A 13,965-nucleotide genomic window follows, 5' to 3' on the forward strand; every position below is an offset into this window, starting at 1 on the left:
ACTGCCGCCCAGCGCCGGTTCCAGACCTTGCAGCGGCTTGTCAAGGAAATTTCTCTCGCGGATCCGTCGGGCAAGTGCCTCGAAAATTTGGACTCGTCCGATCCCGCCGCCCGCGCGGAAGCCGCTGCGATCATCGAACCGCTGCTGAACCGCGCTGAGGCTGCCGCTGGCACCGCGGACGCACCTGCACCCGCATCGAAGGCTGCTGATACCTCTGAACCGCGAGGCCTGGACCGGGTACGGGCGGCATTTTCCCGACAGTCACGGGCTGTTTCCCCGCTGAAGCGCCCGAAGGCCCCGGGACCGTCCGCGGCCAAACACCTGACCGGTCTTGACCGCACCATCGCGGCGCTGCGGGAACAATCCGGACATCAGCCGCTTCCCCACCACCTTGCCGTCAACCACGAACCAAACCGCAAATGACATCCATTGACCAGAGCCCAGGAATCACTGCCGCCCTTCCCGCGTCCGAAGCGCTTTTCCGGGTCGAGTCCGACCTGGCCCGGGCGCAAGAGAAGGTGAACGCGCTGGAAGGCAAGCGTGCCGCCGCCCTGGCATTGCGGCGCGAGTACCAGAGCAAGGTGGAAGACCTCCGCCGGCGACGGGACGAATTGCTGGTGGCCCGGGACAAAGCCTCGCAGCATCGCGAGGGGGCCGCCGCCGCCCGCGAGGCCGCCCTCGGAATTCTTGGCGACCGGTTCACCCCATGGTTTCAGGCTGGCTGCAAGCTCGTCGAGGCTTCGGATGCAGAGCGTTGCGCCACGGAGATCGAGCGCGTTGCCGACCAGTGGGAGGACGAGTTGCTGGGCAAGCAGCGGCAGGCTGAGTCCTTCAGGGTCGAGCACGGCCTGCCCGCCGCGGAGACCCAGACCTAGGTTTTTGGCCCCCCCTGCCGCGCTACGCCGCTGCTGGCCGCCGTGGACGCGCGGTGGGGGTGGGCTGATTCCGGGATCCAGAAACAGAAGCGCGGCGTTGTTCGCTCGTCAGCTTTTTCACGGGGTCAGTATGCTTGAGCGCTCATGGAACGGAAGCCAAAAATGACGGGGTGCGTAATTTCGTTGTTTTTGATTGCCAGACCACCCCGGCGCTGCAACTCTATCCACATGCAGCCCTCAACCAACCTAGGGTCTGAATGGAGATTGAATTCGCAAATCAGGATTTGGATAGGCTTGAAACGGATGCCGATTTCAATGCTGGGTGCGCCCCGGATATCGTCAGGGCATACCGGAGGCGGGTTCAATCCATTCGCGCCGCGGTTGATGAGAGGGACCTTTACGCGGTCAAAGGAAACAGATTTGAAAAACTGAAGGGAAACAGATCACACCAGCGATCAATAAGGTTGAATGACCAGTGGCGGCTTATTGTTGAGATTAAGCAAGCAACACCCAAAAACATTATCGTTATTTTAGCTATTGAGGATTACCACTAAAATGTATCAGCACGCAACCAACCAGCCCCCGAGGAGGCCTGCTGAAGTGTTTCCCCCTGGCGATTTTATCAGGGAGGAGCTTGATGAACGCGACTGGACTCAAGGGGATCTCGCCAAGATCATTGGCCGGCCTGAGGCGGCTATCAATCTGATCGTTAACGACAAGAGGGGAATTACTCCGGACACCGCGGTCGAATTGGCTGCCGCCTTCGATACATCGGCGGAATACTGGCTCAATCTGGATACCGCATACCGCCTTTCAAAGGTCGCCGCGCCTACTGACGAAATTCAGCGCCGGGCATCCATTTACAGAACGTCTCCAGTCAAAGAGATGGTCAGGCGTGGCTGGATCAATTATTCGGAATCTGCCGAAGGATTGGCGTTCGAGGTTGAAAAGTTCTATTCAGTTGTTGACTTCAACGAGATGAAGCTGGCTGCAAGATCTTCAGATAGCGGGTCAACTCCAACCGCAGAGCAGCTTGCTTGGTGTGTGCGTTGCTTGCACCTAGCGCGGTCAATTCCGGTGAGACGATATGTTGAGTGGCGACTTCCGGAGTGCAAAGCGAAATTACGAAAGTTGGCCGCGTTCCCCGAGTCTGTGGCGGCCGTCCCAAAGGTTCTGGCGGAGTTCGGAATCAGATACGTGCTTGTCGAGCACATTAAGCGAAGTAAGATTGATGGTGCTGCATTGTGGCTTGGTTCTGAGTGGGACAAACCGGTAATAGCACTTTCACTAAGATACGACCGTATTGATTGGTTTTGGCACACCCTTTGCCATGAATTGTCTCACATTGAGCACAAGGATGGCAGTTCCGCATTGATTGACGTAGATATGAGCGTGGGGGGTGATGACGCGGCGCCGCTATCCGAGATTGAGGCGAGGGCAAATCGCGAGGCTGCGGAAATGCTCATTCCGGTTGGTAAAATTGACTCATACATCCTCAGAAAGAGACCAACCTTTTCGCGGGTTTCGGTTCTACAATTCGCGAACGCTAATAAGATTCATCCCGGTATAGTAGTTGGGCAGTTGCATCACAGGCTCGGGAACTACCAACTGTTTCGAGACATGCTTGTAAGGATTAAAGGAATCGCCATAACTACCGCCCTTCATGACGGGTGGGGGTCAGAATCAGAGGAGTAGATACCATGCCGAAGACAAAAAAAGAATTCCTTCAAGAGATCACGGAGTCTTACCGGATAGCTGGAGAGAAATGGCCAGCCTCTGCCAAAGACATTGCAGCCTGGGCAATCCTGGAAGGATTGTGGCAGCCATACCCCAAAAGCCTTATCAGCCAATGCGCTCAAGAAATCGCGTCAGCGATGCGGGATGAGCACTACACCGACCCTCAGGGGAGGAGCGTTCGGAAACTCAGACCGTTCAGGGAAGACGCCCAGCTTCTAAACGGTGAATGCGAGCAGACATTCCTATGGGTGGACATGCAAGACGCCACACCAAAACAGGCGTTGAAGGCACTCCAGTACGGACGGCAATTGGCTGTCCATGACTGCCGACAGTTGAAAAGCGGGGTGGATAGCTACAACGAAAACAACCCACATGGCGCGTATATAGAGATGTCCTTTGACTTCAGGGAGGACATGGAAGAACTGGAGGCGCCCGCTCATTACCCTGGGATCGCGTCGTAACCTAGTCATTTCTGCCCCAGCGGGTTTCGGCGGCCTTCTTTGCAATTTCCGCCCGCCGATCTGCCGTTAGTTTGCCAGCCCTCGCCTTCCCACCCCTCAACCCCCCAAGCCTCCCCAACGCCCCCGCCGCGCTACGCCGCTGCTGGCCGCCGTGGACGTGCGGTGGGGGTGGGCCATTCGTCACTCCGGAGTGATCGCCTACCGCCGCACCAGGACCCCGGGGGCGAGGCCGTCCGGTAGCCGGAAGACCTGCGGGTCGTGCATAGCGCGGGTGTGGCACACCTGGCCGGGCTGCCCGGACGGATGGGGCGAGGGGAATTGCTTCATGGGCGACACCGTACACCGCACCCGGGACAACGGCAGGGTGACTCGCCCTGCTGTCCTCATCCTTCCCGCGGGGCAGCAGTAGCTAGATCTGATCGTGGCCTTGTCTCACTGCGTGCGACGGAGACGTTTGCAGCCACTTGCGTTCTTGAACCATTCGTGGAGATCCGTTACGGGCAGAAATCCGCATTGACGAGTTGCCTATCGAACATTGCCATTGTCGCCATGCGTCCATTCTGGCTAATGGCATCCGTTCACCTCGCTGGAGGTTTTGTTCACGGAGGGCCACTTGACTTCTGGAATCTCCGATATTCTGAGACTAACCGGGGAGGGTTCGGGGTACCTCAAACAGGAGTAGTTGAAGTGGGTGGCAAGCTTGTGGCTGGTGGATCAAGTATTCTTACTTCGACAGATGGCCGGGAATGGAGACAAACGCTTGCTGACAGAGCAGACACTTTTGCTATTGGTAATGATGTAATCGTTGGACAGTCTGGGAGCAAACTCCACATTTCGAATGATGCCGAGACTTGGATAACTCGTAGAGTCCCACTCGGGGAGGGTGGTCCGATAAACTTTGGTTCAGGGAAATTCGTTTTGCAGATTAACGACAGTTCACGAACAATAATATGCTCAACAAACGGTTTTGATTGGGATATTTGTTCAACAAATGGTCCTCGCAACCCTGTGACTTATTGCAATGACCGATTCCTGACCCAGGGGCCCAATCCCGAAGAGTCATTTGATGGAGCACTATTTCGTCCTGCTATTAGCTTTCCGCCTTTTACATCAATTGCCTATTTGAAAGGTACATGGGTCGCAACTGATTATTCACCTGACGTAAGGCGAACAACTATTTCGGTGTCTACTAATGGCGTTGAATGGAGCAGTTTTCTTCCTACTTCGCATGGTTCATCTGGAGATGTCGTTTCTGTTTCTGGTGAGGTGTTTGTACTTACGGTTCAGCGCGAATATCTTTTTGTTTCAGCTGATGGTTTTAAATGGGTAGATCATCAGGTTGTCATTGGGAATAAGCATCGTGTTTTCTCCGTCGTCTATGGAGCGGATTCTTTTATCGCATTTGTGCTATATTCAATGGACACTCCGAGACCCGGTGTTTCGACTCCTGTCTATCAGATTTACCAGTCGTTTCCGCTAGCACCTTTGGCCTCCACGAGCTTGTCAACTGCCTTGCATCCAGCTTTGACCCTGCGCGATGGATTGCCAGGTGCCGGTTATTTGATTGAATCCTCGGTTTCTCCGGGAGGGCCGTGGGTGCCTGAACTGCGCGTCTTCCCGGTTGCGTTTCCCTACACGTTCCTTGCGCCAGGCTCTGACACGCGAGTGAAGCTCTACCGTGCCGTATCCGAGTAGTTTCGTCGCCCCCTGAAGTGCCGTTGCATTTCCATGAGCGCAACGAACACCTTCCACAGGAGGACGATTTGGTCCGCTGTCTCCACCCCTTCCTGCGAATCAAAACGCCTTGGCGACCCCTTCCCGTGCGTCGTGGATCGTCAAATCTGGGGATGGCTAGCGCCGGTGACCACGAGCACCGTCCGGGTATGCACGACCGCACCTTGGAATCGCTGGTGGCCATAGGTGCCGCCGCCTCCGTCGAGTTGGAGGTGTTTGGACCCGATGGTGACCTCCTGGCCTTGGTGGAGATCCCGCCATGGGAGGCAGAACGCCTTGTTGCCTTGGATCCGTGCGCGGGACACCGGTTCGAAACGAGACCGGGAAACGAAGGACGGGTGATCGTGGGACCAGTACTGGCAGACACCGTGGACCAGCCTGGCGCCGGAACTCCGGAGTTCTGACCGCCTTCTTGCCGGTACCGTGGGACGCACTCACGGATCCTTCCAGCGTCCGGGACCCCGCCTGGCGCTTCCTGATGCCGCCCTGGTCCTGGACGGATTGACCCTACCGATGGCATGGCGGGCCGATTGCGCTCGAAGGATGGCGGTCCTGATGGGATCCGCTGACGGACACGCCCGGATTCCGACGGACCCGCACCCTGACGGAACCGTCACAACCGGGCCGGACCCCGGGACCAGCGGCACCCTGCCTGGAGCCGCACCGGGACCCTGAGATCATCGGGAATGGCGGGAACGCACCCGGGCACCTGGAACCGGCCGCCGCCGGGACCCGACCCGGATCCGGCACCTGGACGTCGCGACTTCCGAAACCCGGCGATGGAACACCCCGCGGACCACGGGCACCGTCCTGATGCACCGGTTCGTCTGTCCGCACCTGAGGGAGGATCCCGTAGTTTGCGGACAGATGGACTGACGCCCAGGCGCCACGGAAGGCGATGCCGCTCGTCTGCCATTGCTGCTGCATGGCGGCCTGACCGGAACCCGATCGCGGAGGCGTCGAGAACACCCCGCGCACCCCCGGAGAACGGATGGACCGCCCACCGGTGGATCCAGTCGCCGTCCTGGATCCCGTAGTTGCGCCGGTGACACCGTCATGCTGACGAATGACCGCACCCGGCCGATTCCTTCCCACGTTTTCCCACAAACGGAAGGGTATTTCCTTGCATTGCCTTGCATGGGCGACATTCAAAAACCCCAATAAATCTAGGGTTTTCGAGGTTTCTGCGCGGATTCAACTCCCCCCGCCTCCACCAGTGTATTGGAATCACTGAGAGTCAGTTGCGACGGATTTTGTTTTTGAGCGTGCCTCGATTGGGACAAATTCAGGACTAGGGGGGTCTGAGGGGTCGCAAGTCCCTCTGGCGAACGCCCCGCGTCGTGGAGTACGGCGCCCGCGCGCCGTTTTGGGGCGTCGCGCCGCGCCCCCGCGGGGTGTGGCCAAGGCAGGATTCGATCCGCCGCCCGCTGGTTCCGGGCTGGCCCGCTCCGAAAGCGGCGGTGGGCCGCCGCATTGCTCCAAAGCGCTCCGCGCAGACGCCCGGCTCACCGGATCCCCAGTTCCCGGCGCACCTCGCGGACGCCGGCGACCAGGTGGACCAGTTTCCGGCGTGCCGCCCACCGGGCGGTCTGGCTCAGCCCGCAGTCGGGGGCGAACACCAGCCGGTCGGCAGGAGCCAGCTCCAGACAGCGCTTCACCCGGCGGACGATGTCGTCGGGCGCCTCCACGTAGTAGCTCTTCACGTCCACCACCCCCACCGCAACGTCGCACCGCCCCGCAATGGCCCCGATGACCTCCAGTTCGGCGAACTCCCGGCTCGCCATCTCGACGTGCATTTCGTCGCACTGGAAGTCGAGAAATGCCGGAAACAGGGGCGCCAGCTGCCGCGGTCCCACGGCGCGGGCCTTGTAGTTGCCGAAGCACAGATGCGTGCAGACGCGCGTGCGTCCGGCAACGGATTCGACGGTCCGGTTGAACAGGTCCACAAAGCGCCGTGGATCCTCCCGGTGCGCGTAACAGCTCATGCTGGGTTCATCCACGCTGATCTCCGGGCAGCCCTCCTCCACGAGGCCCTCCAGTTCACGACGCACGATCGGCAGCAGCGCCTCGGCGAGCGCCCAGCGGTCGGCGTAGCCAAGGTCCGGATTCGGCAGGAGGCGTCCGGACAGGGTGTATGGGCCGGGTACGGATGCCTTCAAAGTCGGCCCGCCGCCGGGAGGGTCGCCCCACGCAGCGGCGACACGGCGGAGCCTTCGGTACTCCTCAACAGCCCCCAGCCCCCGCGGCGCTTCCAGGGGAGCGACCACGCGGTGGCGTCCGCGCTGATCGTGGGCGGGCGGACCCCACCGCCGCGGCGGCGCCGATTCGAGGTCAATGCCGCGGAGATGGCCGTAGAACGAGAGGTTGAAATCCAGGCGGGTCTGCTCGCCGTCCGTCACCACGTCGAGTCCGGCCGCTCGCTGATCATGCAGCGCCGCGGTCACGGCATCCTCCTGCAGCTCTGCGAGGTCGTCCGGACCAAACCGCTCGAGCTGCGCCGACGCCAGTTCGAGCCAGCCCGGAAACGGATAGCTGCCGACCACGGACGTGCGAAGGGGGGAGGAGGTCATCGTTCGGAGGGGATTGGGAATGAGGAGGAACTCATGGCCAGGGCTAGTCGAAGATCACCGTGCGGTTGCCGCAGAGGAAGACGCGTTCCTCCAGGACCAGGCGGAGGGCGCGGGCGAGGACCATCTGCTCCACGTCGCGGCCGGACTGGACGAGGGCCTCGGCGGTATGGGTGTGGTCCACGGGCACGACCTGCTGGACGATGATCGGGCCGGCGTCGAGGTCGTCGGTGACGAAGTGCGCGGTCGCGCCGATGACCTTGACCCCGCGCTCAAAGGCCTGGTGATACGGACGCGCCCCCGCAAAGGCCGGAAGAAAGCTGTGATGGATGTTGAGCAGCCGCGCGGGGTGCAGCGCGACAAAGCGGGGACTGAGCACCCGCATGTATTTCGCGAGGACGACGAGATCCGGACGGTACTGCTGCACTTGGGTGAGCACGGCGGCATCATGGACCTCCCGGGGAAGGCCGGTGTGCGGCAGGCAGTGGAAGGGGAGTTCGAACTTGCGCACCAGCGGCTCCAGCACCGGGTGATTGCTGATCACGGCCAGCACATGGGCATTGAGCTCGTGGAACGCATGCCGGACCAGGATGTCGGCGAGGCAGTGATGTTCCTTCGAGGCCAGCACGACGACCCTTTTGGGCGCGAGCCGCGACAGGTGAAGCATCGCGCCTTCCGGGAGCTGCGCCCTCAACTCCGGCACCAGCGCCGCCTCGTCCACGGCACCGTCGAATTCCGTGCGCATGAAGAAGCGGCGCGCGGTGCGGTCCACAAACTCCTGGTTGCCCACCACGTTGACGCCGGACCGGAACAGCACCCCGGTGATCCCGTGGACCAGGCCGGGACGGTCGTCGCATTCGACAAGGAGCACGTGCGGCTTCACAGGCCCACCCGTTCGTAGAGTTTGGCCAGCCGGCGGGCGTGTTCGTCGTAAGCCGCCTCAAACAGCGCAGCGGCGCGTTCGGCGCCGAGGATCGCCGGCGCGGTCAGCACCCGCGGCGGTTGACCGGCGGCCGTGAGCCGCGCGGCGACTTCCGCCTTGATGGAATTCACCAGCAGACAGCCCCCCACCGTGGAGCCCGGCGCCACCGGCGTCTCCAGTCCCGGCACGTGCACCATGGCGTCGCCGACGGGCGCTCCGGTGTCGAGGACCAGGTCCGAGAAGTCCTGAAGCTTCCGGCCATCCTCCCGGGCGCTCCGGCTGGCCACGCTGTGGGCGAGGGAGACGATGGCCACCACCCGGAGGCCCCGCCGCTGAAACCCCTCGGCCATCTCCACCGGGACGCGGCTGCAGCCGCTGGACGACACCACCAGCGCCGTGTCCTGCGGCGACAGGTCGAAATTACGCAGGATCCGTTCGGCGAGCCCGGAGACGTTTTCGAGAAACATGGCCTGGCGCTGGCCGTTCGCCCCGACCACCAGATTGTGAAAACTCAGCGAAAGCTCCACGATCGGGTTGAACCCCGGGAAGGAGCCGTACCGGGGCCACATCTCCTCCACGAGGATGCGGCTGTGTCCGGACCCAAACAAGTGGACCATCCGGCCGGCAAGGATCGTGCCGGCAAACCAGTCCGCCGCCTGACGGATCTGCGGCCTCTGCGCGGCGACCCGGTCCAACAGGCCGCGGCAACGTTCCAGGTACTCGGCGGTCACGGACGGAGTGCTAATCGCCCCGCCCGTGGCGGAACAAGCCCGGATTCTTGGCGGTGCCCGGGAATCGGGTCGCGGGTTGCCTGTGGCGACAAGGCGCATACCCTCGCCTCATGGTGCATGACCCGTCATTGGACGGTCTGATCCGCAAGGTTTGGGATGGCGCCCGCATCGGCCCGGCCGAGGCGGAGCGCCTGTACGCGCTGCCGTTGGAGAAACTGGGCGCCCTCGCCGACCGGCGCCGGCGGCTGGTGCGTGCACCGGCCCACGGCGGCCGCGGCAACGAGATCGTCACCTACATCGTGGACCGCAACGTCAACTACACCAACGTCTGCAACGTGTACTGCAAGTTCTGCGCGTTCTGGCGGTCGGAAAAGGATGCGGACGCCTACGTGATCTCCCTTGAGGAAATGGACCGCAAGATCGAGGAGACCCTGACGCTCGGCGGCACCCAGATCCTCATGCAGGGCGGGCACCATCCGAAACTCACCAAGCAATGGTACCTGGATCTGCTCCACCACATCCGCTCGAAGTATCCCACGGTGAACATCCACGGGTTCAGCCCGAGCGAGTTCATTCATTTCCAGGAGGTGTTTCAGGAACCCGTCGAGTCGCTGCTCCGGGAGTTTGCCGCCGCGGGGCTCGGCTCCCTGCCGGGCGGCGGCGGGGAGATCCTGGTGGATCGAGTCCGCAACCGGATCGCGCCCCTGAAGGCCGACACCGCGCAATGGATGGGCGTGATGGACCGGGCGCATGCGATCGGACTGGCCAGTTCGGTGACCATGATGTTTGGGCATGTGGAGACGCTGGCCGACCGGATTGAGCACCTTGACGTGGTGCGTGCCCAGCAGGACCGCTCCTTGGACCGTCTCCCGCCCTGCGGCCGTGAACTGCCGCCCGGAGCGGAGACGCTGCCCGAACCCATGCAGTGCGCGGCGGCCTATGCCCACGCCCTGGAGTCCGGGCGCCTTGCCGGCGGCGCGTTCACCGCGTTCATCTGCTGGACGTTCCAGCCCGAAAACACCGCGCTCAAGGCCGAGCCGGTGGGCGCTCATGAGTACCTCAAGACCCAGGCGCTGAGCCGCATCTACCTCGACAACATCCCCAGTGTGCAGAGTTCCTGGGTGACGCAGGGGCCCGACGTCGGCCAGATCGCCCTCCTGCACGGGGCCAACGATCTCGGGAGCATCATGATTGAGGAGAACGTCGTCAGCGCGGCCGGAACCACGCATCGCATGGGAGTCACCGACATGCAGCGGCTCATCCGGGAACTGGGCTGCGAACCCCGCCAGCGGGACAACGGCTATCGCCTGCTCGACCCCCGCCCGGCCTGACGCCGCGCAAGGGCCGTCAGGATCCGGGCGAGGACGGCGTCCGATGGCCGCGAGGTCCCGATGCGGATCCGGTCCCGGGAAGGCAGTTCCGACGGGGGATGGTATCGCCGGAGCACCGTGGAGAGATCCTCGAGGCGGGCATCCGACACTTCTCCGGGCGCCCGTGCCCGGGCCTCCAGGCGGGCGCGCAGGATCGTCGCGGGCGCCCACAACTCGATGAAGCAGCAATCGGCTCCGGCCCCGGCGCACCGCTTCCGGAGGGTCTCCCGGTGCCGGCGTGCCGAAAACGTGGCATCGAGAATCACCGACTGCCCCCGGGCGGCCTCCGTCACCGCGGCGACAATCAGCGCCTCATAGGTGGCCTCCGTTCGAGCCCGGGAATACAGCTGCCTCCGCTCGGCACTGGAGCCCCGATGGTGCAGCGGCACGCCGGCGAGTTCCTTGCGCAGCCGGTCGGAGACCAGCCGGTCCCAGCCGAGTTCCCGCGCAAGCGCGGCGGCCACCGTGCTCTTGCCGGTCGCCGGCGGGCCCAGCACCACCAGCACCATCGGCGACGAGCCCGACACGGCGTAGCGAAGGGCCAGGCGGAAGTAATCGCGGGCGCGAACGGCGGCGTCGGTCCGCTCGCCGTGCGGCGCGGCGTGCGCGACGCTGCGCAGGCTCTCCACCTTGCCGCGGACGCAGGCCCGGTAGCATTTGTAGAAGTCGAGCATCCGGAGCAGGCCCGGATCGTTGAGCGCCTGCGACACCCGTTCGGATACCAGCCGCGCCAGGTCGGGACGCCCCCGGAAGTCGAGGTCCATCGCCAGGAAGGCGATGTCTGCAGCGACATCCAGCTGGCGAAAGCGGTCATTGAACTCGATGCAGTCGTAAATGTTGAGCGTGCGGGGCGTCAGATGGATGTGCTCCAGATGCAGGTCGCCATGCCCGTCCACCACATGGCCCTCGCGCACCCGCGCCTCGAAGGCGCGGGCCAGGCGCTGGAAGGCCCGCGCGGTGTACGCCTCAAGGGCCTGCAGGGACGCGTCCGGGAGCGTGCGTCCGGCGAACTGGCGCATGTGCTGGAAATTGCCGTCGGTCAGCCGCCGCACCTGATCCGCCCCGCCGGCTCGAGACACGCGCGCCCCCGGCGCCTGCGTCCGATAGAACGCCGCCATGCGGGCCGCCACGCGCTCAAGGTCCGCCGGGGTCACGGCGCCACGGTCGAGCCGGCGATCCAGGAAATAGGCGGGCGCCAGCCGGCGCATCTGGATGGCCACCTCCACCACGCGGCCGTCGCCGTCCCATGCAAACCGCCCCCCCTTTTCGGTGATGGGGAGCACGCCGAGGTACAGGTCCGAGGTCAGCCGGCGGTTCAGGACGACTTCCCGCTCGCAGCAATGCCGCCGCCGTTGGAGCGTTGAGAAGTTGAGAAAGCCGAAGTTCACCGCCTTCTTCACCTTGTACACGAATGGCGGCGCCACGAAGACGAACGCCCCGTGCGTCTGGATCAGCGTCACGGATCGAGGGCGATGCGGATAAGAACGGGGATCGAGGAGAAACGGCAGCAAGCGTTCCTGCCGGATCACTGCGGCATCGCCCGGGAGATTTCTGGACCGCTGGCTCATGAAGCACCCACGGCGGGGACGATCCCGTCCTGAGGTCCCATCGTCACGCCTTTCCCCGTCAGGCGCGGGCGACGGCTGTGGCCGGTGGCGTGTCGGAATTATGTGAAACCGGCGGGGATCATCCGGGGTGATCCGAGTGCCGTGGCCCGAATTCCGGGCGGCAATATCAACACAACGACACCGATTAACCTATGAAGTCTTCCCGATGGACCTCCGCGGCCTGCATGGCCGGCGGCCTCGCCCTCACCTTGAACCTGATTGCCGATCCGCAGTCGCCCGGGTACGTGGATCTCGGCGCCTTCAGTCCGCCGGCCAATGGGCGTCAGTCCGTGGACGTGCACTTGAAAGGACCGCTCCTCGGCATGGCCATCCGGGTTGCGGAAACCCAGGATCCCAAGGTTGCCGAGGCCCTGCGCGGACTGGAGTCCGTGCGGGTTCATGTCGAAGAGGTGTCCGAAGGCAATCGCGTCGAACTGGAGGAGCGGATTCGGACCCTGCGAGTGCGTCTGACCTCGGACGGCTGGGAACCCATCGTCAACGTTCAGCAGGACGACCAGCAGGTGGGCGTGTTCCTCAAGCCCTCGGGGCCGGAAACCATTGCCGGCGTGGTCGTGACCGTGCTGGCTCCGAAGGAGCAGGCGGTGTTCGTCAACGTGGCGGGCGAATTGAACCCTGAAAAGATCGCCCGGCTGGGACAGCACTTTGGCATCGAGCCCCTCAAGAAGCTCGGCCAGGAAGCCGCGCCGAAATGACCCGGACCCGGACCCCCATGTGCCCTCCCGCCCCATCGGATCCGACCACTCCCCGGCGTCCGCGACAGTCCTTGTGGCTGGTGGGGTTGCTGGTGGGCTCCTCCATTGCACTGCCCGTCCTCCTGATCCTGGGAGTGGTGCGGAGTTCCGGGCCGGGAGACGACACCCGGTTGCTCCGGGAGGCGATGATCCGGCCCGGCAAGAACGTCGCGTTCTCGGGAGCCGGACTCCGCATCGGCCGGATGCCGTTGTCGCTGGTGCGACTTGGTCTCCGGGCGGCGCCGCTGGAACCTGAAGCGCGCCGGATCATCGCCGCCGTTCGTGAAATCGAGGCGGGCTGGCAACTTGTGGGAACCGATGCCACCGGCGAAGAGGTTGAAGGGATGCTGATCCGCGCGGATCAGGCCCTGCAGCCGCGCGGTTGGCACCGGGCGGTGACGGTCCGCCACGAGGAGACGTGCGTCGCCGTGTTCGCGCACGACGACGGCGGGCCGGCGGACACACTGCGGCTGTGCGCCCTGGTGCTGCGGGACGGGCACGCGTTCGTGGGGGGAGCCCGGGTTCGTCCCGCACCGTTGCTGGAGTTGCTCCATCAGTTGCCGGGGCGCCAGCGGTGGAGCCAGGAGCGGGAGGGTCGTCCAGTTGTTCCCGGCCTCGCCCTGGCCGGGGGACGGTGATCACACCGGCCTCCCATCAGGGCGGGCGCCGGTTGGGGGATCTGGTGGAGGGTTGGTGTGGCCCGGTGGGAGGCCTGGTGGGGTGAGGCTCCCGCCGAACCGTACGTGGGACTGCGGGGTGACGTGGTGGCGACTCCACAGGCGCACGGCTCGCCGGAGGCTCGCCCTACCGGGGCGGGGGACCCGTTTGGGTGACTTGGTGGGGTGAGGCTCCTGCCGAACCGTGCGGACAACTGCGAGTGGGGCCTGTGGTGACTCCACAGGCGGACGGCTCGCCGGAGGCTCGTACCGGGGCGGAGGACCCGCCTGGGTGACTTGGTGGGGTGAGGCTCCGCCGAACCGTGCGGACAAGTGCGAGTGGGGCCTGTGGTGACTCCCAAGCGGACGGCTCGCCGGAGGCTCGCCCTACCGGGGCGGAGGACCCGCTTGGGTGACTTGGTGGGGTGAGGCTCCTGCCGAACCGTACGTGGGACTGCTGGGTGACGTGGTGGGACTCCATTGGCGCACGGCTTACCGGGAGAATCCCACCAGTCCTTCGGACTGGTGGATTGGGAAGATGAACTTTGTAGAA

General features: G+C 63.7%; 13 protein-coding genes and 1 pseudogene. 10 read left to right on the plus strand and 4 right to left on the minus strand.

From position 1 onward, the window contains the following. From KF791_20410 to KF791_20440, 7 genes are all read left to right on the plus strand, one after another. Positions 1-423: hypothetical protein (locus tag KF791_20410; protein MBX3734946.1), on the plus strand; the 423-nt coding region annotated here is incomplete at its 5' end. After that, positions 420-875 carry a hypothetical protein gene (locus KF791_20415; GenBank protein MBX3734947.1) on the plus strand — a complete coding sequence of 152 codons (456 nt, stop codon included), beginning with the start codon at positions 420-422 and terminating at the stop codon, positions 873-875. The genes KF791_20410 and KF791_20415, both read left to right, overlap by 4 nt. A gap of 257 nt (positions 876-1,132) precedes the next feature. After that, on the plus strand, positions 1,133-1,429 hold the full coding sequence (locus tag KF791_20420; GenBank protein MBX3734948.1) for a type II toxin-antitoxin system RelE/ParE family toxin: 297 nt from the start codon (positions 1,133-1,135) through the stop codon (positions 1,427-1,429). Between the two features lies 1 nt (position 1,430). Beyond that, entirely contained in the window at positions 1,431-2,570 is a 1,140-nt protein-coding gene (locus tag KF791_20425; GenBank protein ID MBX3734949.1) for a HigA family addiction module antidote protein, read from the plus strand. A 5-nt stretch (positions 2,571-2,575) separates the two neighbouring features. After that, positions 2,576-3,073, plus strand: a complete 498-nt coding sequence (locus tag KF791_20430; GenBank protein MBX3734950.1) for a hypothetical protein — start codon at positions 2,576-2,578, stop codon at positions 3,071-3,073. A gap of 687 nt (positions 3,074-3,760) precedes the next feature. Beyond that, entirely contained in the window at positions 3,761-4,768 is a 1,008-nt protein-coding gene (locus tag KF791_20435) for a hypothetical protein (protein MBX3734951.1), read from the plus strand. A 152-nt stretch (positions 4,769-4,920) separates the two neighbouring features. Continuing rightward, on the plus strand, positions 4,921-5,211 hold the full coding sequence (locus KF791_20440) for a hypothetical protein (protein ID MBX3734952.1): 291 nt from the start codon (positions 4,921-4,923) through the stop codon (positions 5,209-5,211). A gap of 1,101 nt (positions 5,212-6,312) precedes the next feature. Here the strand turns inward: KF791_20440 and KF791_20445 are convergent. From KF791_20445 to KF791_20455, 3 genes are read right to left on the minus strand one after another with little or no spacing between them, the layout of a single operon-like run. Then, complete coding sequence (locus KF791_20445) at positions 6,313-7,377, minus strand: methionine synthase (protein ID MBX3734953.1); 1,065 nt, start codon at positions 7,375-7,377, stop codon at positions 6,313-6,315. Between the two features lie 43 nt (positions 7,378-7,420). After that, positions 7,421-8,257 (minus strand): formyltetrahydrofolate deformylase, encoded by an 837-nt coding sequence (purU, locus tag KF791_20450; protein ID MBX3734954.1) that lies wholly within the window; start codon positions 8,255-8,257, stop codon positions 7,421-7,423. Beyond that, positions 8,254-9,126: an SIS domain-containing protein gene (locus tag KF791_20455; GenBank protein MBX3734955.1), complete on the minus strand. Its 873-nt coding sequence runs from the start codon at positions 9,124-9,126 to the stop codon at positions 8,254-8,256. The genes purU and KF791_20455 overlap by 4 nt, the downstream gene beginning before the upstream one ends. An 11-nt stretch (positions 9,127-9,137) precedes the next feature. On the opposite strand from KF791_20455, the pseudogene KF791_20460 reads away from it, so the two are divergent. Beyond that, positions 9,138-9,884, plus strand: a pseudogene (locus KF791_20460) (radical SAM protein). Between the two features lie 443 nt (positions 9,885-10,327). Here KF791_20460 and KF791_20465 read toward each other — a convergent pair. Then, on the minus strand, positions 10,328-11,965 hold the full coding sequence (locus KF791_20465) for an AAA family ATPase (protein ID MBX3734956.1): 1,638 nt from the start codon (positions 11,963-11,965) through the stop codon (positions 10,328-10,330). A gap of 191 nt (positions 11,966-12,156) precedes the next feature. Between KF791_20465 and KF791_20470 the strand changes: the two genes are divergently transcribed. After that, on the plus strand, positions 12,157-12,717 hold the full coding sequence (locus KF791_20470; protein ID MBX3734957.1) for a DUF4252 domain-containing protein: 561 nt from the start codon (positions 12,157-12,159) through the stop codon (positions 12,715-12,717). Positions 12,718-12,734: 17 nt separating this feature from the next. After that, the gene (locus KF791_20475; GenBank protein ID MBX3734958.1) at positions 12,735-13,394 is read left to right on the plus strand and encodes a hypothetical protein; all 660 of its coding nucleotides are present in this window, start codon (positions 12,735-12,737) and stop codon (positions 13,392-13,394) included. Positions 13,395-13,965: the final 571 nt, after the last annotated feature.

The sequence above is a fragment of the Verrucomicrobiia bacterium genome (assembly GCA_019634635.1).
GTDB lineage: Bacteria > Verrucomicrobiota > Verrucomicrobiia > Limisphaerales > UBA9464 > UBA9464.